This is a genomic window from Macrococcus epidermidis (assembly GCF_024205965.1).
GTDB classification, from domain to species: domain Bacteria; phylum Bacillota; class Bacilli; order Staphylococcales; family Staphylococcaceae; genus Macrococcoides; species Macrococcoides epidermidis.
Window position 1 is genome coordinate 1,984,645 of sequence record NZ_CP073819.1, and the last position, 25,058, is coordinate 2,009,702.

Genomic DNA, 25,058 nt, shown 5'->3' on the forward strand with positions numbered 1-25,058 from the left:
CACAATCTATTGAATCGTTTGTAACAAGTCCACAAAAAATACCCCCCATGTATGATAGATCTATCATACAATAGAGGGCTCAAACACTCCACACTATTCTGCTTCTAAATGCTGAATTGAATATAAATTATAATAGTGTGAGCGGTTGTTCATTAATTCCTGGTGCGTACCAATTTCAACTATCTCACCGTTCTGAATCACAACAATTTTATCTGCATGTGTAATCGTAGATAGTCTATGTGCAACAATCACGGTTGTTCTATCTTTCGATAATGTTTCCAGCGCTTCCTGTATAACCGCTTCACTTTCAAGATCAAGTGCACTTGTCGCTTCATCCAGGATTAATATCGGTGGATTCTTTAGGAATACACGCGAAATAGCAACACGTTGTTTTTGACCACCAGATAATTTAACACCACGTTCACCAACTTCTGTGTCGTAACCATCCGGTAAACTCATGATAAAGTCATGCGCATTCGCAAGTTTTGCTGCATAGATCATTTCTTCTTCTGTCGCATTTGGTTTACCGAGTAATATATTTTCTCTGATTGATTCAGAGAACAGTATATTATCCTGCATAACCATTCCAATCTGTGTTCTTAAGCTTTCTATTGAATAATCTTTTAATGGAGTATGATCAATTTCAATTTCACCGCTAGTCACATCATAGAATCTTGGTATTAAACTGATCATCGTCGACTTTCCGCCACCACTCATACCAACAAACGCTACAGTTTCACCGCTATTGATATCCAGATTGACATGATGCAACACTTCTTCATCATTTTCATTATATTTAAATCCTACATTTTTAAATGTAATGTCACCGTGCTGAACTTTGATATCACGTGCATGCGGTTCATCTTTTATATCATATGGTTCATCAAATAGCTGGAACATACGGTCCATTGAAGCTAAACTTTGTGTCAGCGTCGTTGATGAAGATACTAATCGACGTAGCGGTCCGTATAAACGGTCGAGATAGGCGATAAACGCTGCTAAACTACCTACTGTTAAGTTTCCTTCAATCACGAGATAAGCACCAAACCCTACAACAAGCAGTGGACCGATATCCGTAATCGTATTAATGACCGCGAAACTTTTCGCATTCCATTTCGTATGGTCAGTTGCTTTCTTCAGGAAATTTTTATTGCGTTTATTAAAGCGTTCATTCTCTTCCTCTTCAATTGCAAATGTCTTGATCACAGTCATCCCCTGCACACGTTCATGCAAGAAACCTTGTACTTCTGCTAGAGATTGACTTCGTGCACGCGTTAATTTGCGGAGATTACCAAAGAAGTAATAGATACTAAACATGTAGAATGGGAATACAATCAATGAAATTAATGTTAATTTCACATCCATCGTAAACATGATTGCAAGTGCGATGATGATTGTAACCAGATCCAGCCAGACATTCATCAATCCCGTAACGATGAAGTCTTTCGTTGACTCTACATCATTAATTACACGTGAAATAACTTCTCCAACTTTATTGTTAGCATAAAATCTGACACTTAGTGCCTGTAAATGTTTATATAGTTTCTTTCTAATATCATACAATATTTTGTTACTTGTCCACTGTGCTAAATATTGTCTATAATATTCTACCGGTGGACGGATGACAACGAAGATAAATCCAAAGATTAATATTGCATTTATCAATGCTGACTTTTTCTCTTCAATTGTCAGGGCACCATTACTGATGACATCATCAATCACATATTTAATCAGTAATGGAATCAGTAAAGGTATACCAAACTTCAGAATTCCGATGGCAATGGTTAAAATAATCAACATCCAGTATGGTTTAACAAACTGCATATACCGTTTTATCATATAAAAACTCCCTTAACAAAATTAAATCAACCTAAAGATAGGTTGATTTAATCTTTCATTCTTTTCTGGAAATGAAAACGCTCTTGCCAGACCTTTATGAAATCCGGCGCAAATGGTCCCTTTTTCCTCTCAATCCATTGCTGCAAAATATCAACGTTTCGCCTTAGGATTTCATCAATCTCTTTTGGATAGTTCATCTGTTTCATATGCTGTTCATATTCATCTTCATCCAATAAGTGATACTTACCATTAGGATAGACTTTAATATCTAAATCATAATCAATGTATTTAATGGCTTCTGTATCGTAAATAAATGGTGATGATAAGTTACAGTAATAATACACACCATCTTCTCTAAACATACAAATGACATTAAACCAATACTCTGAATGAAAATACACGATAGCTGGTTCTCTTGTAACCCATGTTCTACCGTCACTTTCAGTTACAAGTGTGCGATTATTACCCCCAATGATAACATGATTTGTCCCTTTTAAAATCGTTGTTTCAGACCAGACTCTGTGGATTTTCCCATTATGTTTATAACTTTGTATCTGCACATTCTGGCCTTCATTTGGTATGGATTCTTTGACCATATTCCACACCACCTATAATTTATAATATTTGCATTTTAAATTATAACACAATAAAGGACTCAATAAACGAAATTAAACTTGATGATTGTTATCAATATAATAATTAAAGATTTTAGTCATCGATACCGGAAAATTATATGAATTTTTATCTTCAACTGAAATGAGTTGATAGTTTTCAGGTATGATATCTTTTGTATGTGCAATATATACTTCCAGCTGCCATTCCAGATGTGTAAATTGATGCTTCGTCTTAACGATTGGTGTGTCTTCAATAAACAATGACATATCCATTTTTTCTTCAATATCACTGACATGTGTATCTATTTCAAACATCGGAAACTGCCACATCGAAGCAAGTAATCCTGTTTCAGGTCGCTGTTCAATAATGATTTGTCCATCCTTTTGGATGATCAGAACTTTATATTGCTGAACAGTTTTCTTAACTTTTTTCAACTTAACTGGTAAATTCAATACACTTCCTTCTTCAAAAGCCTCGCAGTGACTTTGAACGGGACAAAGCATACATAAAGGGGCTTTCGGAGTGCACACCGTTGCTCCCAGTTCCATCAATGCTTCATTGAAGTCACCTGCTGCTTCCGGCATCACTTCCATTACTTTCGATTCAAAATGACGTCGTGCTTTTGAATTAGATATATCAAAATGATCATTATCGAGTCTTGCGAATACACGATATACATTGCCATCCACTGCCGGTAGTGGATGATTAAATGCAATACTCATCACTGCGCCCTGTGTATATGGACCAACACCTTTTAATGAGAGGAATGTAGTCGGGTCATTTGGTACTTCACTATTGTAATGTTCTTTTACATCACGAATTGCCTGATGGAAATTTCTAATGCGTGAATAATAGCCCAAACCTTCCCAATATTTCGCGACATCTTCAATCGGTGTTTCAGCGAGTATATCAATATTCGGGAATCGCTCGATAAATCTTGTGTAATAGGCACGAACAGTATTAACTTGTGTTTGTTGCAGCATGACTTCAGACAACCATATTTTATATGGGTCTTTCGTCTCACGCCACGGCATCTGTCTTTTATTCTGTTTAAACCAGTTTAATAAATCTTTACTAAACGTTGTTTTATGTTTCATAACAACCAACTTTCTAAATTTATTGTTAATTCGATTATTTTCGTTCATGCTTCTATGAAATTTCGCTTATAATAGTATATGAAAGGGATGATTCATATGGATACAGCTACTCATGTCGTTATGGGCGTTGCACTTGCAGGATTATCAACGATTGATCCGGCAGTTACAACAATGTACCCTGCAATCGTAACAACAGTAATGGTCGGAAGTCAGATTCCTGACATTGATACAGTGTTAAAATTTAAAAATAATGCCGTCTATATCAATAACCATAGAGGTATTACACATTCAATTCCATTTACATTGATGTGGCCAATCCTCATCACAATATTAGTGAGTTTTATCTTTAAAGAAAATCAATATTTCCATATATGGTTATGGGCACAAATTGCTGTCTTTCTGCACGTATTTGTCGATATTTTTAATTCTTATGGCACACAGGCACTTAGACCGCTGACGAAGAAATGGATTCAAATTGGCATTATCAATACGTTTGATCCTATCATTTTCTTATTGCATATTGGTGCAATCACTTTGTGGTACTTTGGTGGCAATCCCGTTTATATCTTTACAAGCTTAATTATTATACTAGTAATCTACTATATCATTAGACGTATACTTCAACAATCGATTAAACGTGCAGCCATCAAATTGATACCGAAAGACGAAAGCATTATCAAAACTTTCGTTGCACCTACAATACGTTTCTTTGAATGGCGTGTCGCCATTCAGACAAACACACATGATTATATTGGTCGTAGCTATAAGCGTTCGGTTAACTTTAATGATCGCTTTAAACGCGTACCTTTTCCTGAAGCAAAATATATGCAGGATGCAAAGAATGACCCTAATTTTAAAGCTTTCATTAATTTCAGCTCAATTTACCGCTGGACAGTTACAAAAACAGAAACTGGCTATGAACTGCGTTTTATTGATTTACGTTATTTAAAGAAAGGACACTATTCATTTGTAGCCATATTAGGACTAGATAAAGATTACAAGGTAACTCATAGTTATACCGGATGGGTGTTCTCTGAAGATAAATTACAACAAAAATTATTACGTGGCCACGTAAAAATAATAGAGTAAAAGATACAGGACTGCATCTTTTACTCTATTTTTTACTTTTTATTTTTTATTTTGCTGAAGTTAAAATTTTTTATGTTCAGTTTATTGTCTTTATGCTTAAAGTTAACCTCATTAACGGACATCACAGATTTATTGACATTGATTTCATCCTTTAGAATTTTGTAAAGATAGCTAAACCACATGTAGATTAATATTAGTTCGAAAAGGAAGATCATCTGGCTCGGTAAATTAAGAAAAGGTGTTGTTCCTAATACAACAGACTCTTCAATACCATTCACTACAAAGTAAAATGGATTAAGCTTTAATATGTTTACAACAAATTCAGGTAAATCTGATGGAATCCATAAAATAGGCACACTAATAAAAATAACTGCTAAAATGCCTATGATAATCCAGCGCATATTACGAATTAAATGTGATGTTAAAGCAAGTAACGTACATATTGGCATCAATAATAAAAATGTTAATAATGAAAAGTACAATATACACAGAAAGCTTGTATCCATCTCTACTTTGTTTGTCGCTGAAATAAGCAACAACATCAATAAAGATAATATAAACAACAAGAAAAAATTAATAATCTGAACCGTCGTTAATACGTATGTCGGTGTATTTGTAATATTTAACATAAACCCTCTTGTCTGTAACATCTTCATAGAAAAATATACGGAACATGCAATCCAGAAGAATACTAAATAACCAGAAAGCGACCATACTTTGGATAATTTTTCAATCGGCAGACTTTCGGTAATATTAAGCAACAAGAAAGTCGCAGCAATTAATAGTAAGTTAATCAATAACCAGATAGAATAAAGCTTTTGGTTATAGTAAATCTCAATTAAAGCATTTTTAATTGTATGTGGAATATATTTGATTGTGTTTAATAATTCATTCATGATTCACACCTACATTTGAATATATAGCCATTCATTCTTCGAAAAGTCTGCAATGCCATATCCCTCTCCAATTTTTACGATCCATTCATCTGTTTGAATGCCAAATTTCTTTTTTAAACCCGCTGCATTTTCTATCGGAAAACTTATGCCGTTCATATGATTCGTATCGTTAAAATGCAGATTAATTTTATTCTTTGTTAATTTAACTTTATATCTATCTTTTGTTTCCGGATACAACTCTTTATTGATTGTTGCATGACTTTTGCCTAAGTACCCATTAAAGAATTCTCTAAAGTTAACATAATTGCCATACATATAATCTTCAAGCTCACTATACGTATGCTCATCATACAATGCAGCTGGATTGATATAAGTAATATCTTTTTTATTCACATCCATTGCGTTGCCTGCAAAATCTACTCTATAAACCTTTTCGTTCAAGCCGGAGATCGTTAGTACTGTATTGCCTGGTAACTTAACATCTTTAGATTTATTTGTAAGCTTCGTTTCCTTATTTGTTACACCGAATGCATATTTATCGATATATTCTTTCTTCGGTTTTTCGACGATACTATTTTCATCAGTAGCAGTAATTTTACTTGGTACACCGATATTATTCAGTAATAATACGAACATTAGGGCAATACCAAACAATATTAGTGCACTCGTTGTAAGCAGCTTTTGTAGGCTTTCATCTACAATAAACCCACCATAACGTTTGATACGACTTAATTTATCTCCTTCATCATGATCAAGAGATCTGCCCATCTTATAATTCAAATCAAACAGTTCTCTTTCACTCTCATTACGACAACTATTATATTCTTTAATATATGTATGATATAGTGGAATAATTTCAGCTGGCGTACCAGACTTCCTCACCTGTCCATGACTCATCCAGGTAATATAATTTGCTTTGGAATTAATAAAGTCAATATCTGACTCAATTAATACGATTGATTTGCCTTCCTTAACAAGTAAATCAATCACCATGCCAAATTTCTCTTTAAAAACATCATCAAGATGTTGATATAAATCATCAAATATAATAACTTCCGGCTTTAAAAAATATGCTAATGCTATCATTAACTTAGAGCGGTCAGATGTCGTTAAATCATTCGTTGATTTTTTCTCCTGATCTTTTAAACCACTAAATTCCAGTACATGTTTACGTTTTTCATTAAATGAATTTAATGGAAGATTATACGATAAGAAGATAGATTCAATCAGTTGCTTAACTGATGATTCCCCATCAAGAATATGGTTATGACTCGCTAAAAAAGTCGGATGATCGTTTTTTACACGTCCTTCATTTGGTTCAACAACTTTCGATATTAATTTACCAATGACGGATTTCCCAGAGTTGGGTAGTCCGATTAAACCTAAAATTTCTCCTTTGTATAGATGAATCGTAACATCTTTTACTTCAACATGATGATTTTTAGATTCCGGCATAATAATATCTCTAAACTTTGAGAATCCGCTGACATGACGGAAGTATTTTGTTACATTTACCAGTCTTACTAAAATATTATTTGACATTTTTATTCTCCTTAAGCATCAAGCTGTAACAGTGCCAAAGGTATCCCTTCTTCATCTAATTGGGAACCTAATCTGAATCCCCACGCAAATACGCCTTTAATGCGCTCAACTTTAAAGTATTCTTTTTGATTTCCAATCAGTTGATATACTTTACCGATTTCAACCTTTTTTGTATCAACCATATAGCTCTCTGCAATCAAAGCTTTACGCATCCAGACTTCATATTCATTTACAATCCCCATCGTTTCAGCTTTTCTTGCTTTTTCACGATAAGTACCGACAATCTCACGTAGTTCATGTTCATTCATTTCGATTAATTTTTTCTCATTCACTCGAGTCCACTATCCTTTAAACGTTCTATTATTATATCGTATTCAAAACCTTTTCTCATCATGCTTTGAATGACTTTTTGCTTCAGTTCAAAATCTTCATGTTTACGCGCTAAACGATTAACTTCTTTTTCAAGATTTTTTTGTAGTGCGTCTTCGTTTGTTTCTATTTTAACATTTTTTAAAGCATCATTTGCAATATCCAAATTATAACCTTTTTGAATCAGAGTTTGCATTATTTTTTGCTGAATCATACGTGCAGATTGCTTTTTTTCGTACTTTCTTGTTATTTTAGCGGCAATTTTATCTATTCTTTCTTTGGTAACTTCAGTTTCGAATTGATATGAATAGTTATCGATTAAATTTTGCTCTACACCAAGTTCCTTTAATTTCTGAGCAAAGATAACCGGACCTTTATCAGTCGTATTTAGCATTGTATTCATAAAGCTAATACAATAATCTTCGTGATTGATATAACCATTTACCTTACAATACTCGATTGCTTTATCAATTGCCTGTGGATTTACCTCTAACTTCATCAAGTAATCTCGTACTTCTTTTTCTGTGCGCTTCTTATATGATAAATATTGAATGGCTTTATTGATCGCTACACGATATCCATCATATTCACCGATTTTAATCAGCATTTCGTCTGTAAGTATTAAATCTTTCTTCAGATTAAAATGAACGTAAGTAGCAGCATCAATACCTGCGAAAAATTCACCATTGATATATAAGTTAAAGCGTTCTTTATTATTTTTCTGTACTTCTATTTTGGTGATTTTTTTCTCCATCATAAAACCTCCATAAAAATAACGCTAAATGAATATTTAGCGTTAACCTTATACATATTATAACCCACTTACAGCTTCATTATATTGCGTTTGATCAATAAATTTCTGATCCAGCATCTTTTGTAGCGTTTCTTTTGTACGTGTCTTTAAAGCAGTGTCTGATTGATAAGCTTCTGGATGGTATACAGATGGTGCGTTAATACTGCTTGCCAGCAAGGCACTTTGGAGTACTGTTATTTGAGGGTAATATTGATTTTCTTTATGTGTACTGACATTAAAATCTGCGTTCGCAGCACTTTCAATATTATAATGATTATTTCCAAAATAGATGGAATTCAAATAATAACTCATAATCTGATCTTTTGTGAAGTTATTCTCTATACGTTTAGCGACTACAACTTCCTTAATCTTTCGTGAAATAGACTTTTCATTATTAAAGAAGTACGTCTTCGCAAGTTGCTGGGTGATAGAACTCCCACCTTGTGAAGCTTCTCCGTTTTTGATAGAGACGATAATGGCACGTGCAGTTCCAAACCAATCGACACCATCATGTGAATTGAAGCGTTTATCTTCAACAGCGATGAATGCATTTTTCACATAAGGCTGCATATCTTGTGTGGCAACATAAGTTTCCTGTTGCTCAATTGTACGAAGTTCACCGATATCGACTTGAAAGCCTTTATATACATTAAAACCGACATATAACATAATCAATAGTAATGGGATTAGTAAAATAGAAAAACAACCGCATCCACGTTTTTTTCTTCTCAACTGTAAGCACCTCTTTTCTTAATTTCATCTTACCACCACGGTTAAATGTTTGGAATTAAAAGAAGCAGGATGTGTATAAAATCAGTCCTGGGATGTATGAGGTGATGTTAGTGTTTATGCTAGCGATATTTTACGTTTGTCGCTAGCATCTCTTTGTTTTCGATTCTTTTCCCGTACTTGCTAGCGATATTTTACGTTTGTCGCTAGCATCTTTATGATTTCGATTCTTTTTCGTTAGTTGCTAGCGATATTTTACGTTTGTCGCTAGTATCTTTTTGTTTTCGATTCTTTTTCGTTAGTTGCTAGCGATATTTTACGTTTGTCGCTAGCATCTTTTTGTTTTTGGTTCTTTTTCGTTAATTGCTAGCGATATTTTACGTTTGTCGCTAGCATCTCTTTGTTTTCGATTATTTTTTGTTGCTTGCTAGCGATATTTTACGTTTGTCGCTAGCATCTCTTTGTTTTCGATTCTTTTTCGGTACTTGCTAGCGATATTTTACGTTTGTCGCTAGTATCTTTTTGTTTTCGGTTCTTTTTTGTTACTTGCTAGCGATATTTTACGTTTGTCGCTAGCATCTTTTTGTTTTCGATTCTTTTTCGGTACTTGCTAGCGATATTTTACGTTTGTCGCTAGCATCTTTTTGTTTTCGATTCTTTTTCGGTACTTGCTAGCGATATTTTACGTTTGTCGCTAGCATCTTTATAATTACAATCCTATTCGCCACTTGCTAGCGATATTCTAGGTTTGTCGCTAACTCAAAAAAACAGCTGACATTTGTCAGCTGGTTAATTAAACTAATTTATTTTAATAATGCTAATGATTCACGGTTAAAGTCTTCTAAGTCATCAGGTGTACGTGATGTTACGATATTGCTATCTACAACAACTGATTCGTCTACTACTGTTGCACCAGCATTTTCTAAATCTTTACGTACAGATAAATAACTTGTTAACTTTTTACCTTTTAATAAATCTGTATCGATTAATAATTGCGGTCCATGACAGATAGCAAATACAGGTTTTTCCTCTTGCACGAAATGTTTCGTAAATTCACCGAAACGACCTTGTTCATCTCCACGTAACATATCAGGTGAGAAGCCACCAGGGATAAGTAACGCATCGAAGTCTTCAGGTTTTACATCGCTGATTGCTTTGTTGATTTGAACTTTTGTATCTTCAGATTTACCTTTTACTGTGCTACCTGCTTCTTTACCGATAACAGTAATTTCATGTCCTTCTTTTTCAAAGGCCTCAACCGGGCTCGTAAATTCTACATCTTCAAATAAATTGTCTAATACTACTGCGATTTTCTTAGTCATAATATAAATTCCTCCTAAAATCGTTATAGTATTATTTACCCATCTTAAAAATGATAAAACATCCATAGCAAATTACTATGGATGTAACTGTTATTTCCCTAATTTTCTTTTTCGTACAAGTCTCACAACCGCTTCCACTTGCGCTGTTTGTGGGAACATATCCACCGGCTGAATGTACTCAACCTGGAACGCTTTCGTTAAATGCGCTAAGTCTTTTGCCAATGTCGAAGGGTTACAGCTTGTATAGACGAATGTCTTCGGTTTGATTTCATTGATTAATTTAATGGTTTCTTCAGATAATCCTGTTCTTGGCGGATCCACTGTTATTACATCTGGATAGAAGCCTTCTTCAATCCATTCATTTAATTTCTCTGATGCATCACCAATTTCAAACTTACAGTTATCTTTATTGTTTGCTGTAGCATTATAGATAGCATTAACGATTCCATCTTCATTCGTATCCATTCCACGCACTTCTTTCGCATTATCTGCTAACCATATACCAATCGTACCTGTTCCACAGAATGCATCAACAACATTTTCTTTGCCTGTCAATCCTGCCGCACGTTCTACTTCTTTGTAAAGTACAACGGTTTGTTTCGGATTTAACTGGAAGAAGCTTTCTGCTGATAAGTCATACACGTGATCTTGTAACGTTTCACGAATCGTCTCATCACCAGCAATAACGATTGTCTCATTTCCCATTACAATCGATGTCTTCTCTTTATTGATGTTTATTGCAACACCTTTAACACCAGGTAAACGCATCACACGTTCTGCTAACAAGTCCTGCTTCTTTAAATCACGCGTATTGGTTACGAAGACTACTTGTAAGTCCCCAGTCGCAAGTGCTACACGGGTAATAATATGTCGAACTCCAACATCACGCGACGGATTTTTACAAACTTCTATATTCAGCTCACTCATAATCTTCTTGATTTCATTAGTCGTCTTCATCGTACGATCATCTTGTACGATACATTCATGTAAATCAATCAAAGTATTAGAATGCTCTTTATATAGTCCTGCACGAATTTTTCGTCCTGATTTCTCCACTGGGAATTGATTTTTATTTCGATAACCAAATGGATTAGCCATGCCTAAAGTGTCTCTAATTGAATCAAGCTTAACGTGAGGTGCGTATTTAGTAATAGCATCTTCAACGATTTGTTTCTTATATTTCAATTGTCCATTATATGACAGATGCTGTAATTGACATCCACCACATAAATCAAATACATTACACGGTGGTTTCACGCGCTCTCTTGATTTTTCACGAATCTTTACCATCTTCGCTTCTAAATATTTATGATTTATATCTGTAACTTGTGCCACGATTACTTCGCCCGGTAATGCCCCTTTAACAAATGTAATCTTCCTTTTAAAATAACCTATTCCCTCGCCGTTTATACCGAGTCTTTTAATTGTTAAAGGAAACTGCTGACCGATCTTTACTTGTATATCTGCCATAACTTATCTCCTTATTGTTGAATAGATTTTACTTTCTGTTCTAACTGATCAAGTAACGCTAACCATTCATCGATATCATGAATATCTGTTGTCTCAGGGTCTACTGAATCAATCGTCTCCATAAAATCATTTAATTTTACTTTAATTTCTTCTAAAGAATCTTTAGTCATAATGTGCTCCTTTTTTATTCTATGAATGTATTCATTATGTAACAGATTCCTTAAACTTTCAATGTATTTATTATTGACAAACATTCTCACACGTTCATAATAGAAAAAGACGATTACTGGAAAGAAGGCTAAAAATGATACATTTGAAAGACAAAATTTCAATTCACAATGATCCTTGGGAAGCATATAACGACGTTGAAAAATATGGTGAAACGAAACTTTCAAACATTGAATTTACAACGACCACTTTATGCAATATGCGTTGTGCACATTGCGCTGTCGGTTATACATTGCAATTAAAAGATCCGGATACGATTGATATGAAGACCATTTTCAAACGTCTGGATGAAGTTGAACATCTCTCTACTTTAAGTGTTACAGGCGGAGAGCCGATGTTCTCAAAGAAATCAATCAAAGAGACTGTTATTCCAATATTAAAATATGCTCAGGACCGTGGTATCTATACACAGATGAATTCGAATTTAACGATTAATTACGATCGATATGAACCAATTATTGACTTGGTTGATGTCATGCATATTTCTCATAACTGGGGTACAATCGATGAATTTGCAGAAGTTGGTTTCCACGTAATGGATAAGAAACCCCCACTTGCTGCACGTTATAAGCTCTATGAACAGATGATTGAGAATTCGCGCAAATTATCTGAAGCAGGCATGTTCGTCTCAGCTGAGACGATGCTGAATAAAAGCACGCTACCTTATCTTGAAAAGATTCATCATGAAATCGTAAATGATATGAAATGTGCACGTCATGAAGTACATCCGATGTACCCATCTGACTTTGCAAGTGACTTAAATGTATTAACAACTGAAGAAACGAAAGCTGCAATCAGAAAGCTTCTTTCATTTAGAGATCAGGAAACCTGGATGTTATTTGGAACGTTACCTATTCTTCCTTGTTCATTTGATAAAGATGATTTATTATTCCTGGAAGAAGTAAATAAAGCTAAAAATGTTACGGTTCGTAACGATCCGGATGGTCGATCTAGATTAAATGTCAACGTATTTACAGGTGACGTAATTGTAACCGACTTTGGCGATGAGACGGGCACAATTGAAAATATTATTACGACGCCACTTCAAGAAATCTATGATAAGTGGAAGGTAAGTGCACTCAATCAATCCCTAAACTGCCACTGTCCAAAAGTGAAATGTTTAGGACCGAATCTACTCGTTAAAAATATGTATTATCCGAATGTTGATTTTAAAGCAAATGAAATTAGGATGAATCAATAATGATATCCCATCAAGACCCACTCTGGGTCTTTTTTTATTAATAATTAGTTTTTTTGAAATATTCTTATTATTCGATGCTAATTTTCATGTATAATGATATATAAAGTATATTTTAGGGGTGTTATTCATATGACAATCGGGGAAAAGATAAGAGAAATTCGAAAGAAGCAGAATAAAACTTTAAAATACATATCGGATGAAACTGGCGTTTCTATCGCTTTTCTTTCACAGTTGGAAACGAATAAATGTAGCGCAACGATGGCATCACTTAGAAAGATTGCAGATGCATTAGAGATTCATCCAAGTTATTTCTTCCATACAACAACTGTTGAAAAGACAGAAGTTGATGCTTCAGAACTTACTAAGTCATTTACATATCAAAACTTATCAAACGGCGTACCTGGCGCATTTACACCGATTCGCGTTGTATTACAGCCTGGTGCAAGTCAGGATGATTCAAGTCAACATGCTGGTGTTGAATTTATTTACTGTATCAAAGGAACTTTGACACTTACGGTTGGTACGAAACGTTTAGAATTACAGCCTGGCGCATCTTATATGTTTGATGCGCACGAACCTCATTACTGGTACAACTTTACTGATGAAGCTGTTGAATTTCTTGTAGTGAATGAGATACACAAACAATAAAACGAATTCGGAAATCAATCCGGATTCGTTTTTTTATACTTCAATATTTTTCTCAAAGAAATTTAATAGTTCTTTACTTTTATCTCTTCTGCTTTTACGAAATTCTGCACGTTCTTTCCCTGTTTCATTCAGCCAAACTTGATCTTCTGTCTCTGCAATGACTTCAGGTACAATAACCGGTTTATTATCTTCATCCAGTGCTACAAAAGTCAGGAAACTAATCGCAGCTAACTGTTTTGTCTGCTGAATTACATTTTCTGAAATGACTTGCACACATACTTCCAGAGATGATGTACCTGTATAGGTTACGACCGCTTCGAGTGTCACTACTTCACCAGGACGTATCGGCTTTAAAAAGTCAACTGAATCTGTACTTGCCGTTACTACTGAACGCGCACAATGCCGTGTTGCCGCAATGCTTGCCACATCATCAATTAAAGCCATGAGTTTTCCGCCGAATAATGTATTATGATGGTTCGTATCAGTCGGAAAGATTTGTTTCGTCTTAACTGTCTTTGATGCATTCATCGTCTTTTTTAATCGTTCTGTCATCGTCATACCTCTATTCTATTACTTTATGTAATGATTAAAGTTTAATTTAGTATATGCATGATTTGATTCTGTTATGCGCTAGCAGTATTCTTTCTTTGTCGCTAGCACAAAAAATAAAAAGAGATAGAAATCTATCTCTTTAAAAGTTATTAATGTAAATCGTCTGCAAAAACTTTCTTTTCTAAAGCTTCTTCAGGTGTATCAATAATATCTGATTCTCTAGAATCAAATGCATTGATTAACGTCATCATAATAAATCCACCGAAAGTAAAGATCACAAATAAGAATGCGATAACTACTAACCACATCATAGGAACTGACATGACCATCCTCCTCTTATATCAATAATAATATAATCATATCACTTTATTTTAAAAATTAAAACGCCCAATTTCCATTTACAAAGATTGCTTCTTCTTGTCCGTCTGCTGTAATACCTGAAATATTCATTTCAGCAGAACCAATCATAAAGTCTTCATGTGTAATGGAATTGTTTAAACCGTGTGCTGCCAGCTCTTCATCGTTCATTTCCTTACCACCTTCGATACAGAAAGGATAGGCAGAACCTAATGCTAAGTGACAAGATGCATTTTCATCAAATAAAGTATTATAGTAAAGAATCTTTGAATTTGAAATTGGTGAATCATGTGGAACTAATGCGACTTCACCTAATCTTTTTGCATTTTCATCTGAGTTTAATAATCCTTCTAAAATGTCTTTACCAACTTTCGCATCAAAGTCAACTACGACACCGTCTTTAAATGTTAAAGTAAATTCATCGATAATATTGCCACCGTAGCTTAACGGTAATGTGCTGGATACTGTACCATTAACTTCATCTTTATGAGGTACCGTAAATACTTCTTCAGTCGGCATATTGGCCATGAATGACGTTCCATCTTTATTGATACTAGAAGCACCACTCCAAATATGTCCTTTCGGAAGTCCAACTTTTAAGTCAGTTCCTGGTGCTGTATAATGCAATGCCACATAAGCTTTTTGGTTTAAGTAGTCTGCTTTCGCATGCAGATTATCATTATGTTCAACCCACGCCTGAACAGGATCTGCTTCATTCATACGTACAGATTCTAATATAGCATCTAATAATTTATCGAACGCTTCAGCTTCCTCTAATTCAGGGAATACTAATTGCGCCCATGCTGGTGATGGATATGCTGCAACTGTCCAAGAGAACTGGTCTGACTGCATCATCTTCATATATTCTTTAAATCCAGCGCCATAAGCTTTCATATTAGCTGCTACTTTCGCAGGATCTGCATCTTTTAAATTTTCAGGACTTGAAGAAATTAATGCTAATTGTGCTGCATAGTCTCTCGCGTAATCCATACGCTCATCGATTAAATATTGTGGTACTTTTTCAAATGCAGACTGATCACGATACTGGAAGTTTAATTGTGCCAGACGGTCATCACCATAAGATACTTTAACATCACTTGATCCTGCTTTATAAGCTTCTTCTACGATTAAATGAACAAAATCTTTTGCGTCAACTGTTGCACGAATAAATACACGTTGGTCCTTTTGAACGTTCATTCCGACTTTGACAAGTAATTCAGCGTATTTTTGTAATTTTTCTTCTTTGTTGTAGTTCATGTGTTATCCCCTTTTCTGTATAAATATTATTTTCTTAGTTGCCCTAATGCATCTGTTAACGCACTCATCTCACTTGGAGAAAAGCTGTCTCTTTTTGTTACCATCTCATGTATCTCTCTTAATTCATCAATTTTGTTATCGTCAATAGATTCAGGCTTTATTACACCGACATTTACTAATTTTAACTTTTGAATGATTTCATTTACCATTTGTTCTTTATTCATCATTAGCACCTTCTCTTTCAAATTTCATACAAATTCTATTTTATCAAACTATTCAAAAAATGAATAATATAAAATTTTTGTATTTTTGATATTTCTTTGTTTATCAATCTCTGCAAATGGCTATATAATAATTAATAGGTGTGAAACACACCATTTCTTACAATATAGGAGGAGAACAATTATGAATAACAAATTAATCCCTGCAACAATTGCTGGTGCTATTATCGGTGCCGCAGTATCAATGATTGATAAAAAGACACGTAGTTCGGTTAAAAATCAAGTACAATCAACAAAACAAAACGGTATCACACCAGCTCCATCTACAAAAGCGAAAGCTAAAAATTTAAAAGATGAGTTATTATACTGGAAAGAAACAATCGATGAAATCCGTCGTAATAACCCAGAATTAGAACGTGCTATTTTAGATGCAAAAGATACATTTATTCAAAAGCGTAACCAAAAGAAAATCTCTGGACCAAACGGATAATTGCTTAAATCAATTTAATAATGAGGTGGAAATATGTCGAAAGCTAAAAAAAGCACCTCTAAATTTCTGACTCAGGCCGCTAAAGGTCCTGAGTCTAATAATTTGGAGGCTGAAGACAAAAACAAATTGTCGAACAAAGATGAGTATTATGTAAACAGTCAACGTTTTAAATCAAAACAAGCAAAAAAAGAAAATGAGACATTGTATGTTTCTAAAATTAACAAACCTGCAAAGTATAAGCATGACGGTAATTTCTTAAACAAATTATTATTTAGAATTGGTAAAGATGACGCTGCTGGTTTATCAGCACAACTTGCTTATTATTTCCTACTGTCTTTATTCCCAATGTTAATCTTCTTATTAACATTAATACCGTTATTTAATGTATCTCCTGATACTATCACTAATATGATTGCAAAGAACGCACCAGGAGAAACTTCAAAGATGATTACAGAAGTTGTTACTGATGTCATGAAAAATGCAAACGGCGGCTTACTATCATTCGGTTTAATCGCTGCACTTTGGTCAGCATCTAATGGAATGACTGCGTTAATGAATGCTTTCAATGTATCATATGAAGTTGAAGATGCCCGTAATCCAATCGTTGCTAAATTATTAAGTGTATTATTTACTCTAGTTATGGTTGTTGTATTTGGTATTGCGCTTGCATTACCAGTATTCGGTGAACAAATCGGTAACTATTTATTCGGTCAGTTCGGTTTAGAATCGCAATTTAAATGGGTTTTCTCTTTAATTAAAGTAGTACTTCCATTAATCATTACATTTATCGTGTTTGTAACACTTTATGCAATTGCACCAAATGTAAAATTAAAGTTTAAATCTGTAATTCCAGGTGCATTATTTGCGACAATTGCATGGATTGGCGCAAGTTTCTTATTCGGTTATTATGTAAGTAACTTTGGTAACTACTCTAAAACATACGGTAGTATCGGAGGGGTTATCGTCTTAATGTTATGGTTATATTTAACTGGATTTATCATTATTATCGGAGCTCAAATTAATGCTATAATACATGAGAAGAAATTATCATCTCAGCAATAATAGTGAAAGAGGGATTACATTGACTTTATTATCTAGTATGCTTGAATACAACAAAAATTTTGTAGAGAACAAAGATTATGAGCAGTATGTGACTTCTAAAGTCCCTGCTATGAAAGCTGTATTGTTAACGTGTATGGATACAAGATTACAGGAGTTATCTACTAAAGCACTTGGCTTAAAAAATGGTGATGTTAAGACTGTTAAAAATGCCGGTGCTACAATTACTCATCCTTATGGATCTACAATGCGTAGCTTACTTGTCGGTATCTATGCATTAGGTGCTGAAGAAATCATTATTATGGGTCATAAAGATTGTGGTATGGGCGCCCTTGACGTTGAAAAAGTAAAATCAACGATGAAAGATCGCGGTATCAAACAAGAAGTGATGGATACTATCATTCATTCTGGTATTGATGTCGATCACTTCCTTGGTGGATTTAACGATGTTTATGAAAACGTCCAAGAAAACGTTAAACTCGTATACAACCACCCACTATTCGATCGCTCAGTACCTGTGCACGGCCTCGTAATCGAACCGCATACAGGTGAAGTAGAATTACTTGTTAATGGATATGATCATGTAGAAAAATAACCTTTTAAAAAAGAGTGAAATGCTAATTACAGCATTTCACTCTTCTTTTATTCAATTAAATCATGCTGAAATGCATAGATGACTGCCTGTGTTCTATCCTGTACTTCTAATTTACTCAAAATATTACTCACATGCGTCTTAACTGTTTTAATTGTAATATGGCTTGCATCAGCAATTTCCTGATTAGAATAACCTTTTGCAATGAGTAAAAGAATCTCTTTTTCTCGTTCAGTAAGCATTTCATGCAGTTCAGCTTTTTGATTCAGACGATATCTCATCTTCGCCATTACTTCTTTTTCAAATACAGATTCACCAGCATAAGTTTTATATATCGCATCACGAATTTCTTCAGCGCTGCTTGTTTTAAGAATATAACTGTCTACACCAGCATCTAAAGCGCGATAAACTTCCTTGTCTTCGATAAAACTTGTCAACATAATCACTTTTACTTCAGGCATCCTGGCTTTAATTTGCATGGTTGCTTCAATGCCATCCATTTCATCCATTACCATGTCCATCAATACAATATCGGGAGACAGCGTTAAGGTCTTTTCAATCCCTTCTTTGCCGTTACTCGCTTCTCCAACAATTTCGATATGCTCCTGCATTGATAAATAACTTGAAATACCGATTCTAACCATTTCATGGTCATCTACAAATAAAATGCGCATGTTATTCCTCCTTGATTGGGACTTTTACTTCTATGCGAGTGCCTGACTGTGGTGCTGAAATAACATGACAAGTACCACCAATCTCTAAGGCTCTTTCTTTCATCGTATGTAAACCGTATCTTGTATCATCTATTTGATTAATATCAAAGCCTAGACCATCATCTGTCACTCTCAATATAACACGGTTACCCGTTTTAAATAATTCAATCGTAATATGCTCTGCTTTAGCATGTCGTAACGTATTGGATATTGATTCCTGAGCAATTCGAAAAAGATGATCTTCTACACCTTTTTCAAGTTTAATCTCTTCAATATCCGCGTTGATATTTAATGGTATCTTTTGTTTCAATTCTTTAATAAGCTGTATTAATCCTTGTTCTAACGTTTTGTTTTTTAAACCGACGGGTCTTAAATGTAATAGCAACGCTCTCATTTCTAATTGTGACTCATGGAGCATTTTCTCTAATAGATTAAGTTGTTTGCTTACCTGTTCAGCATGATTTGCTGATTTTAAAGCAGATAGCATCATGCTTGCCGCAAAAAGCTGCTGACTTACCGAGTCATGTAATTCTCTTGCAAGTCGCTGACGCTCCTCTTCTACAATTTGCTTCACCGTCTCTTCGTTTAATGTATGAACATCATTGATTACAAGCTGATTTTGACGTTTAACGTCTTCGATGATTGTACTTACATGTTCTAAAGTTTTCATGATTTCAATAACTTCTAAATCTTGATTTAAATTATCCAGTGTAATCTTCTCTCCGTCACCAAGCCGCGATATCATTTCCTGAATATCTGAGTACTGCTCATTTTGGCGATATGCAAGTATCGAACCCATAATAATACAGGCGAGTATTACGATCACATTTAAAAAAAGTATAGCCGGAACGCCAACGATCTGTGTGTAAAACATACCTTGAAAATAGATGATATTTACAAAAATACGGTCAAGCACGAAAAATATTACGGCAAGACTATAAGTAAGTATCAATAAAGAACCAATCATTCTCGTATAGTTATTCATCGGTACTGCACCTCTAAATCTCCGACGATTGATGATACAAAAAGTTTGATCACTACTTTATTAGGATATGCATCTGATTCGTAAGTCAAACGTTCATTTCGTGCCTTCTTAGTATACGCATCCTGAATATTAAGTTGGCCATACATCGTTGTATAATCCACTTTTACCTGGTAGTGATAAGGTACAGTAATAGTCGTTTTACCAATCATATTGCGCACAACTACAATATTAATCTCTTTTAGATTTGCTGCCTGACTTAAATCAATATTTAAATCACCAATCGCATGTTGCAGATTGATATCTTCAAATTTATACACTCTGTCTGGTGTTGACTGAAAGCTAAACAAAGATTGTTTATTGATGATCATCTTATTATTTTCTGTCTGGATGACTTTCATCGGTTGACGTTTATAGATAATATATCTGATTGCAACGATAATAATGAAACTAAACAAGACGATTAAAGTATATGGATTAGATAGTAAACCAAACATCAACATGATTAATCCAATCCACAAAATGATAAGCCCGCGCAGATTTTCTTTCATGTTCTGGCTTAAGTAAATCAGTGCAATTGCTACAACAATAACAAGCAGCATCCCAATTTTAACAAAGAATATGTAATACAGGTTCGATAACAGTATCAATGTAAAAAAGATGATTAATAACTCTGAACTAACAATTTGTTTCACATATACACTTCCTCTTTATTTTACATTGGATAATAATAATATTTCATATTGTATATTTCTTTTTTCTTCTTCTAAGTTTAACAGTAATGATTCAATTTCATCAATATCATTATCAATCGTATTAAGTTTATTGATCAAAGGTTGACGATTGTTCTTTAAATGTTCTGTCGGTTTAATTTCATATGTTTCAAGTACAGATTGTAATTGTTCCTTTTCAGATGTTAACTGCATCATTTCATTTTGTTTTATATTTTTTAATCCATTGATATCAGCTAGACGTTTATAAGCTGAAGCTGTCCTAAAATACATAAAGTTCTGAACGCAGGCTTTGACAGTATTGTTTAAGTAATGTTTTATCTTTTGCATATTCATACCCCATTCGTTCCGTAGTATCACCATTATAAAAAAAATTCCACAAACATATAAGCGTCTGTGGAATGATTATTGACTACAACTAAAGTAGTATGATTAATCTTCTAATTTTGTAAGTAGCAATGGACCATCTTTTGTAACGACTAGTGTATGCTCGATTTGTGCGACAAAACTTCTATCTTTCGTCTCAAATGCCCACTCATCTTTACCGTCAGAAACAATTGTTGCTTTAGATGAGATGAAAGGTTCAACAGCTAATACCATACCTTCTTTTAACAAAGTTTTATCCATTGGATCATAGTAATTCATAATATGCTTTGGTTCTTCATGTAAACTTTTACCGATACCATGTCCAGTTAGGTTTTTAATAACTGTTAAGCCATTTTTACGTGCTGTCGCGTTTACTGCACGTCCGATATTACTGAGTTTCGCACCAGGTTTAATCTTCGTCATCGCTTCATTAAATGCCATTTCAGCACAATCCACTACTTTTTGTTTCATAGGGTCATTTACTTCACCTACAACAAATGAAATACCTGTATCTGCATAATAGCCATCTTTACATGCAGATACATCGACATTTACTAAATCTCCATCATTGATAACACGTGGCCCCGGAATACCATGTGCTACCTCTTCATTTACACTAATACATGTGTATCCTGGGAAGTCATATTCAGTGATTGGCGCTGATTGAGCACCGTGCACCTCAAATAATTCTTTGGCAATATTATCAAGCTGTTTAGTTGTCATACCAGGTTTCGCCTGTTTCTTAAGTTCATCACGTATAAGTGCTACAATACGTCCAATTTCTTTAAGTCCTTGTAAATCTTTTTCTGATGTTACGATCATGTTTATCTCTTCTTTCAATTAAATTTATGCATATGATATGCGTAAATATCGATTAATTTCATACGAAGGTATTGATTAATTTGATTAATAACCATATCATATATTCGTCACTGTTTATTATAACAAAGATTATGCAGTATACTACTTTTAAAAATTGGAATGATGAAATGAAAATAAAATGGACGAAAAAATTAATCGGTGCCCGCACGATTAAAACCGGGCTTGCAACCTTTTTAACTGCAGTAATATGTCAATTTTTTAATTTACCACCGATATTTGCTGTAATTACTTCAATCGTATCGATAGAACCGACAGCACGCGCTTCTTTGAAGAAAGCTTTTATCAGATTTCCTGCTTCTATACTCGGGGCATTTATCGCTGTAATGAGTACATACTTTTTAGGAGATAGTGCGTTAAGTTATAGTATTGCGGCAACACTGACTTTGTTTGTTTGCTATAAACTTAAGTTATATGATGGCATGCTTGTTGCCAGTCTTACTGCAGTAGCTATGGTGCCTAATATTCATCAGGATTTTGCATTTAACTTCTTTTCAAGACTAGCAACGACAACTATCGGTTTAACAACAGCTACTGTCGTCAATTTCTTTGTATTACCACCAAAGTATCATACGCAGATCGCGAGTCTTATGGATATATTGGAATCAAAGTTAATGGCGATGCTTGTAAGGCGTTCGACTGAAATCAATGCTAACCTTGCTGATTTAAGCGGCACTTTGCCGATGATGGAGCAAACAAATAAATTAATCGCAAAGATTGATACTTTACTGGCATATGAAAAAGAGGAATTGCATTTTCATAAAAATTTAGAAATTGAGTACGAATTGACTAAGTTACGTCATCGACTTGATGTTAACCGTCTCATTCAGCTGCATATTAATCATATGATACTCATTCCAAATGGGACGACCTTTGAAATGACAATAGAAGAAAAGAAAGCACTCAATGAACTTATGAAAGCATTTGAATCATTCGGTAAAGATCGCACTTACCATCCAGACAAATCATCGCTGAGTTTACTTAAAAATAGCGTGAAGCATTTAACTGAATTTGATGATAATCAAATGAAAAGTCATTACATTTATGAACTGCTGATGATCAATAGATTACTTGCTGATCATCCAAATAAAAAGAAACAAGTCTAATTACGACTTGTTTCTTTTTATTTGATTATCTATTTAATTCTTTCAAACAATACGTTATTTTCCAGATGTACATGTTGGAAAGTATCACGTTCAAGCATTGCTAAACGTTGGTATACAACTCTAAATGTACCACAAGCATCCATCGGTGGTGTAAAGTCGGACGTCATTTCACGCATGCGTTTTAAAATATTACCTGCACCGTCATGTTCTGTTTCAAGTTCAGCAATATGAGGTGCAAGTTTAGTCTTTAAATCTTCTGTCGGATTGTTTGTATATTCGATGACAAGTGGAAATACATTCTCATCTTCATCTTTAGTGTGATCTAATAATTCATCACGTAGCTTCAGTGTGAGTTCTTTTAGTTCTATTAGATGTGGATGACGTTCACCATGCACTTTTGCTACTTTCGTTACATAAGGCATTAAGTTCTTAAATTCTTCTGCAAGTGGTTTATGATATTTATTTTGAATGTAATTGATAAGCGCTGCATTATCTAAATACTGTACATCAATCGTTCCATCACTACCATTATCTAAAGCGTTAATTTCTTCTAACAATGCATCAAGTGGCTTACTTTTTTCGTTGATAGCCTCTGATAACGGAATATTACCTCCACAGCAGAAATCGATACGGTTACTTCTAAAAATATCTGCTGATTTAGGCGATTGTTTTACGATATCTGAAACGAGCATTTCTTTAGTGATCATGTTTTTTTCCTCCGATTAATTTTAAATTTTTTTATTGATTCATTTTATATAAGCATTTTTACTTCTTTTAATTAACTGCTTTCAGCTTTCTTTGATGTTGTATCCAGGCTTTAGGTTGATATACACAGAAAGGCTCCGATTCCATTAAATCTCCTGTTACGGCGTATGCACGACTTCTTGAACCCCCACATACATATCTGAATTCACACATGCCACATTTACCTTTGAATAGATCAGGGTTACGTAAGTTTTGTAATATTGGTGCGTTTACGTATATATCACTGAGTGGTTTTTGTCGAATGTTTCCACATGAAACAGGAAGCAGGCCACTCGGATAAACGTGTCCTAAATGTGATACAAATACAAAGCCATTACCATCATTGACACCTTTAGGGGCACGACCTAATCCATCAATTGTATTGATATCCATCGTTGTTAAACTGTCTTCATATTTAATTGCATCAAACGTCCCAGATTTTTTCATTTCACGAATCTGTTCCTGAAGCACGACGCGTCGATAATGTTGTGCAGAAGTTGTCTTAATGCCAAATGAAGCTGTCTTACGTAATTTATTTAAGAAACGAAATACTTCTTCATGTTGTGCTGGGGTGACCATATCACTTTCTTTTCCTCGACCCGTAGGAACTAAGAAAAAAACTGACCAAAGTACACAACCTAAATCTTCAACCATCTGAGCCATCTCTTCTAAATAATCAATATTATAGCGACTAATCACCGTATTAATTTGTAATGGCATCTTTAATTCTTTTAAATATTGAATTGCGTTCATCGTTAAATCAAAGCTACCTTCTGTACCTCGGAAATGATCGTGGATTTGTTTATTCGGTCCATCTATACTGAATGCCCAACGAGATAAACCGACATCTTTTGCACGCTGCATATTTTCTTTTGTGACATTTGGAGTGGCACTCGGTGTCATAGAAACGCGAACACCTTTTTCAACTGCATAAGCTGACAATTCGAAAATATCTTCTCTCATCAAAGGATCGCCACCGGTAAATACAAGCATCGGTCCGTTCATCTGTGCAATATCATCAATCAATGCTTTACCCTCATCCGTCGTTAGCTCATATGGATTGCGATTAATTTGTGCTTCAGCTCTGCAATGTAGGCAATGTAGCTCACAAGCACGTGTTACTTCCCAGATGACGATAAATGGTTTCTCGTTATAATCTATCAAACAAATC

At 34.4% G+C, this 25,058-nt stretch carries 29 protein-coding genes; 7 read left to right on the top strand and 22 right to left on the bottom strand.

Annotated elements, in window-relative coordinates; genetic code table 11:
• Positions 1-93: 93 nt before the first annotated feature.
• The 3 genes from KFV12_RS10595 to mutY form a co-directional block, all read right to left on the bottom strand.
• Complete coding sequence (locus KFV12_RS10595) at positions 94-1,839, bottom strand: ABC transporter ATP-binding protein (RefSeq protein WP_254256732.1); 1,746 nt, start codon at positions 1,837-1,839, stop codon at positions 94-96.
• Positions 1,840-1,886: 47 nt separating this feature from the next.
• Entirely contained in the window at positions 1,887-2,435 is a 549-nt protein-coding gene (gene ntdP / locus KFV12_RS10600) for a nucleoside tri-diphosphate phosphatase (RefSeq protein WP_096075953.1), read from the bottom strand.
• 72 nt (positions 2,436-2,507) lie between these two features.
• Positions 2,508-3,551 carry an A/G-specific adenine glycosylase gene (mutY, locus tag KFV12_RS10605; RefSeq protein ID WP_254256733.1) on the bottom strand — a complete coding sequence of 348 codons (1,044 nt, stop codon included), beginning with the start codon at positions 3,549-3,551 and terminating at the stop codon, positions 2,508-2,510.
• A gap of 96 nt (positions 3,552-3,647) precedes the next feature.
• Between mutY and KFV12_RS10610 the strand changes: the two genes are divergently transcribed.
• Complete coding sequence (locus KFV12_RS10610; RefSeq protein ID WP_254256734.1) at positions 3,648-4,640, top strand: metal-dependent hydrolase; 993 nt, start codon at positions 3,648-3,650, stop codon at positions 4,638-4,640.
• 32 nt (positions 4,641-4,672) lie between these two features.
• Here KFV12_RS10610 and KFV12_RS10615 read toward each other — a convergent pair whose 3' ends face one another.
• The 8 genes from KFV12_RS10615 to KFV12_RS10650 form a co-directional block, all read right to left on the bottom strand.
• On the bottom strand, positions 4,673-5,536 hold the full coding sequence (locus tag KFV12_RS10615) for a hypothetical protein (protein ID WP_254256735.1): 864 nt from the start codon (positions 5,534-5,536) through the stop codon (positions 4,673-4,675).
• Between the two features lie 9 nt (positions 5,537-5,545).
• Positions 5,546-7,078 (bottom strand): ATP-binding cassette domain-containing protein, encoded by a 1,533-nt coding sequence (locus tag KFV12_RS10620; RefSeq protein WP_254256736.1) that lies wholly within the window; start codon positions 7,076-7,078, stop codon positions 5,546-5,548.
• 11 nt (positions 7,079-7,089) lie between these two features.
• Positions 7,090-7,410, bottom strand: a complete 321-nt coding sequence (locus KFV12_RS10625; protein WP_165983397.1) for a YfhH family protein — start codon at positions 7,408-7,410, stop codon at positions 7,090-7,092.
• Positions 7,407-8,201 carry a recombination regulator RecX gene (recX, locus tag KFV12_RS10630; RefSeq protein ID WP_254256737.1) on the bottom strand — a complete coding sequence of 265 codons (795 nt, stop codon included), beginning with the start codon at positions 8,199-8,201 and terminating at the stop codon, positions 7,407-7,409. Before recX ends, KFV12_RS10625 begins: the two co-directional genes overlap by 4 nt.
• Positions 8,202-8,258: 57 nt before the next feature.
• Positions 8,259-8,972: a glycosyltransferase gene (locus KFV12_RS10635; RefSeq protein ID WP_111715881.1), complete on the bottom strand. Its 714-nt coding sequence runs from the start codon at positions 8,970-8,972 to the stop codon at positions 8,259-8,261.
• Between the two features lie 800 nt (positions 8,973-9,772).
• A complete protein-coding gene (locus KFV12_RS10640; protein WP_254256738.1) occupies positions 9,773-10,291 on the bottom strand; it encodes a type 1 glutamine amidotransferase domain-containing protein in 519 nt (172 codons plus the stop codon).
• A 90-nt stretch (positions 10,292-10,381) separates the two neighbouring features.
• Positions 10,382-11,761: a 23S rRNA (uracil(1939)-C(5))-methyltransferase RlmD gene (gene rlmD, locus KFV12_RS10645; RefSeq protein WP_111715878.1), complete on the bottom strand. Its 1,380-nt coding sequence runs from the start codon at positions 11,759-11,761 to the stop codon at positions 10,382-10,384.
• A gap of 11 nt (positions 11,762-11,772) precedes the next feature.
• Positions 11,773-11,931, bottom strand: a complete 159-nt coding sequence (locus tag KFV12_RS10650) for an SE1561 family protein (protein ID WP_096075943.1) — start codon at positions 11,929-11,931, stop codon at positions 11,773-11,775.
• Positions 11,932-12,065: 134 nt separating this feature from the next.
• Between KFV12_RS10650 and yfkAB the strand changes: the two genes are divergently transcribed.
• Together yfkAB and KFV12_RS10660 are read left to right on the top strand one after the other, a co-directional pair.
• Positions 12,066-13,190, top strand: coding sequence for a radical SAM/CxCxxxxC motif protein YfkAB (gene yfkAB, locus KFV12_RS10655; RefSeq protein WP_254256739.1), 1,125 nt, complete (start codon positions 12,066-12,068; stop codon positions 13,188-13,190).
• Positions 13,191-13,319: 129 nt separating this feature from the next.
• Positions 13,320-13,838: a helix-turn-helix domain-containing protein gene (locus KFV12_RS10660; protein WP_158554295.1), complete on the top strand. Its 519-nt coding sequence runs from the start codon at positions 13,320-13,322 to the stop codon at positions 13,836-13,838.
• A gap of 33 nt (positions 13,839-13,871) precedes the next feature.
• Here KFV12_RS10660 and KFV12_RS10665 read toward each other — a convergent pair whose 3' ends face one another.
• The 4 genes from KFV12_RS10665 to KFV12_RS10680 all read right to left on the bottom strand — a co-directional run bounded on the left by KFV12_RS10665 (position 13,872) and on the right by KFV12_RS10680 (position 16,228).
• On the bottom strand, positions 13,872-14,390 hold the full coding sequence (locus KFV12_RS10665; protein WP_111715874.1) for an acyl-CoA thioesterase: 519 nt from the start codon (positions 14,388-14,390) through the stop codon (positions 13,872-13,874).
• Between the two features lie 149 nt (positions 14,391-14,539).
• Positions 14,540-14,713 (bottom strand): hypothetical protein, encoded by a 174-nt coding sequence (locus KFV12_RS10670; RefSeq protein WP_165983398.1) that lies wholly within the window; start codon positions 14,711-14,713, stop codon positions 14,540-14,542.
• A 55-nt stretch (positions 14,714-14,768) separates the two neighbouring features.
• Positions 14,769-16,004: an aminopeptidase gene (locus KFV12_RS10675; protein ID WP_254256740.1), complete on the bottom strand. Its 1,236-nt coding sequence runs from the start codon at positions 16,002-16,004 to the stop codon at positions 14,769-14,771.
• A 26-nt stretch (positions 16,005-16,030) separates the two neighbouring features.
• Positions 16,031-16,228 (bottom strand): DUF1128 domain-containing protein, encoded by a 198-nt coding sequence (locus KFV12_RS10680; RefSeq protein ID WP_133447018.1) that lies wholly within the window; start codon positions 16,226-16,228, stop codon positions 16,031-16,033.
• Positions 16,229-16,409: 181 nt separating this feature from the next.
• Between KFV12_RS10680 and KFV12_RS10685 the strand changes: the two genes are divergently transcribed.
• From KFV12_RS10685 to KFV12_RS10695, 3 genes are read left to right on the top strand one after another with little or no spacing between them, the layout of a single operon-like run.
• Entirely contained in the window at positions 16,410-16,715 is a 306-nt protein-coding gene (locus KFV12_RS10685) for a YtxH domain-containing protein (RefSeq protein ID WP_096075937.1), read from the top strand.
• A 33-nt stretch (positions 16,716-16,748) separates the two neighbouring features.
• The gene (locus KFV12_RS10690; RefSeq protein ID WP_254256741.1) at positions 16,749-17,777 is read left to right on the top strand and encodes a YihY/virulence factor BrkB family protein; all 1,029 of its coding nucleotides are present in this window, start codon (positions 16,749-16,751) and stop codon (positions 17,775-17,777) included.
• Positions 17,778-17,796: 19 nt separating this feature from the next.
• Positions 17,797-18,369, top strand: coding sequence for a beta-class carbonic anhydrase (locus KFV12_RS10695; RefSeq protein WP_111715866.1), 573 nt, complete (start codon positions 17,797-17,799; stop codon positions 18,367-18,369).
• Positions 18,370-18,416: 47 nt separating this feature from the next.
• On the opposite strand, the gene KFV12_RS10700 is transcribed toward KFV12_RS10695, so the two are convergent.
• The 5 genes from KFV12_RS10700 to map all read right to left on the bottom strand — a co-directional run bounded on the left by KFV12_RS10700 (position 18,417) and on the right by map (position 21,980).
• On the bottom strand, positions 18,417-19,040 hold the full coding sequence (locus KFV12_RS10700; protein WP_111715864.1) for a response regulator transcription factor: 624 nt from the start codon (positions 19,038-19,040) through the stop codon (positions 18,417-18,419).
• A gap of 1 nt (position 19,041) precedes the next feature.
• Entirely contained in the window at positions 19,042-20,064 is a 1,023-nt protein-coding gene (locus KFV12_RS10705; RefSeq protein ID WP_111715862.1) for a sensor histidine kinase, read from the bottom strand.
• The gene (gene liaF, locus KFV12_RS10710; RefSeq protein WP_111715861.1) at positions 20,061-20,756 is read right to left on the bottom strand and encodes a cell wall-active antibiotics response protein LiaF; all 696 of its coding nucleotides are present in this window, start codon (positions 20,754-20,756) and stop codon (positions 20,061-20,063) included. The genes KFV12_RS10705 and liaF overlap by 4 nt, the downstream gene beginning before the upstream one ends.
• Positions 20,757-20,771: 15 nt before the next feature.
• Complete coding sequence (locus KFV12_RS10715) at positions 20,772-21,122, bottom strand: hypothetical protein (protein WP_111715859.1); 351 nt, start codon at positions 21,120-21,122, stop codon at positions 20,772-20,774.
• A gap of 102 nt (positions 21,123-21,224) precedes the next feature.
• Complete coding sequence (gene map / locus KFV12_RS10720; RefSeq protein ID WP_111715858.1) at positions 21,225-21,980, bottom strand: type I methionyl aminopeptidase; 756 nt, start codon at positions 21,978-21,980, stop codon at positions 21,225-21,227.
• 167 nt (positions 21,981-22,147) lie between these two features.
• Between map and KFV12_RS10725 the strand changes: the two genes are divergently transcribed.
• Complete coding sequence (locus tag KFV12_RS10725; RefSeq protein WP_111715856.1) at positions 22,148-23,143, top strand: FUSC family protein; 996 nt, start codon at positions 22,148-22,150, stop codon at positions 23,141-23,143.
• 29 nt (positions 23,144-23,172) lie between these two features.
• Here the strand turns inward: KFV12_RS10725 and scdA are convergent, their stop codons facing one another.
• Together scdA and KFV12_RS10735 are read right to left on the bottom strand one after the other, a co-directional pair.
• Entirely contained in the window at positions 23,173-23,850 is a 678-nt protein-coding gene (scdA, locus tag KFV12_RS10730; protein WP_111715854.1) for an iron-sulfur cluster repair di-iron protein ScdA, read from the bottom strand.
• A 67-nt stretch (positions 23,851-23,917) separates the two neighbouring features.
• Positions 23,918-25,057, bottom strand: a complete 1,140-nt coding sequence (locus KFV12_RS10735) for a TIGR04053 family radical SAM/SPASM domain-containing protein (RefSeq protein WP_111715853.1) — start codon at positions 25,055-25,057, stop codon at positions 23,918-23,920.
• Between the last annotated feature and the right edge of the window lies 1 nt (position 25,058).

What these genes read in the sequence shown, in the direction of transcription:
- KFV12_RS10595 (WP_254256732.1), bottom strand. Translation starts at nt 1,839, where the DNA reads ATGATAAAACGGTATATGCAGTTTGTTAAACCATACTGGATGTTGATT.
- ntdP (WP_096075953.1), bottom strand. Translation starts at nt 2,435, where the DNA reads ATGGTCAAAGAATCCATACCAAATGAAGGCCAGAATGTGCAGATACAA.
- mutY (WP_254256733.1), bottom strand. Translation starts at nt 3,551, where the DNA reads ATGAAACATAAAACAACGTTTAGTAAAGATTTATTAAACTGGTTTAAA.
- KFV12_RS10610 (WP_254256734.1), top strand. Translation starts at nt 3,648, where the DNA reads ATGGATACAGCTACTCATGTCGTTATGGGCGTTGCACTTGCAGGATTA.
- KFV12_RS10615 (WP_254256735.1), bottom strand. Translation starts at nt 5,536, where the DNA reads ATGAATGAATTATTAAACACAATCAAATATATTCCACATACAATTAAA.
- KFV12_RS10620 (WP_254256736.1), bottom strand. Translation starts at nt 7,078, where the DNA reads ATGTCAAATAATATTTTAGTAAGACTGGTAAATGTAACAAAATACTTC.
- recX (WP_254256737.1), bottom strand. Translation starts at nt 8,201, where the DNA reads ATGGAGAAAAAAATCACCAAAATAGAAGTACAGAAAAATAATAAAGAA.
- KFV12_RS10640 (WP_254256738.1), bottom strand. Translation starts at nt 10,291, where the DNA reads ATGACTAAGAAAATCGCAGTAGTATTAGACAATTTATTTGAAGATGTA.
- rlmD (WP_111715878.1), bottom strand. Translation starts at nt 11,761, where the DNA reads ATGGCAGATATACAAGTAAAGATCGGTCAGCAGTTTCCTTTAACAATT.
- KFV12_RS10650 (WP_096075943.1), bottom strand. Translation starts at nt 11,931, where the DNA reads ATGACTAAAGATTCTTTAGAAGAAATTAAAGTAAAATTAAATGATTTT.
- yfkAB (WP_254256739.1), top strand. Translation starts at nt 12,066, where the DNA reads ATGATACATTTGAAAGACAAAATTTCAATTCACAATGATCCTTGGGAA.
- KFV12_RS10660 (WP_158554295.1), top strand. Translation starts at nt 13,320, where the DNA reads ATGACAATCGGGGAAAAGATAAGAGAAATTCGAAAGAAGCAGAATAAA.
- KFV12_RS10665 (WP_111715874.1), bottom strand. Translation starts at nt 14,390, where the DNA reads ATGACAGAACGATTAAAAAAGACGATGAATGCATCAAAGACAGTTAAG.
- KFV12_RS10670 (WP_165983398.1), bottom strand. Translation starts at nt 14,713, where the DNA reads ATGTCAGTTCCTATGATGTGGTTAGTAGTTATCGCATTCTTATTTGTG.
- KFV12_RS10675 (WP_254256740.1), bottom strand. Translation starts at nt 16,004, where the DNA reads ATGAACTACAACAAAGAAGAAAAATTACAAAAATACGCTGAATTACTT.
- KFV12_RS10680 (WP_133447018.1), bottom strand. Translation starts at nt 16,228, where the DNA reads ATGAATAAAGAACAAATGGTAAATGAAATCATTCAAAAGTTAAAATTA.
- KFV12_RS10685 (WP_096075937.1), top strand. Translation starts at nt 16,410, where the DNA reads ATGAATAACAAATTAATCCCTGCAACAATTGCTGGTGCTATTATCGGT.
- KFV12_RS10690 (WP_254256741.1), top strand. Translation starts at nt 16,749, where the DNA reads ATGTCGAAAGCTAAAAAAAGCACCTCTAAATTTCTGACTCAGGCCGCT.
- KFV12_RS10700 (WP_111715864.1), bottom strand. Translation starts at nt 19,040, where the DNA reads ATGCGCATTTTATTTGTAGATGACCATGAAATGGTTAGAATCGGTATT.
- KFV12_RS10705 (WP_111715862.1), bottom strand. Translation starts at nt 20,064, where the DNA reads ATGAATAACTATACGAGAATGATTGGTTCTTTATTGATACTTACTTAT.
- KFV12_RS10715 (WP_111715859.1), bottom strand. Translation starts at nt 21,122, where the DNA reads ATGCAAAAGATAAAACATTACTTAAACAATACTGTCAAAGCCTGCGTT.
- map (WP_111715858.1), bottom strand. Translation starts at nt 21,980, where the DNA reads ATGATCGTAACATCAGAAAAAGATTTACAAGGACTTAAAGAAATTGGA.
- KFV12_RS10725 (WP_111715856.1), top strand. Translation starts at nt 22,148, where the DNA reads ATGAAAATAAAATGGACGAAAAAATTAATCGGTGCCCGCACGATTAAA.
- scdA (WP_111715854.1), bottom strand. Translation starts at nt 23,850, where the DNA reads ATGATCACTAAAGAAATGCTCGTTTCAGATATCGTAAAACAATCGCCT.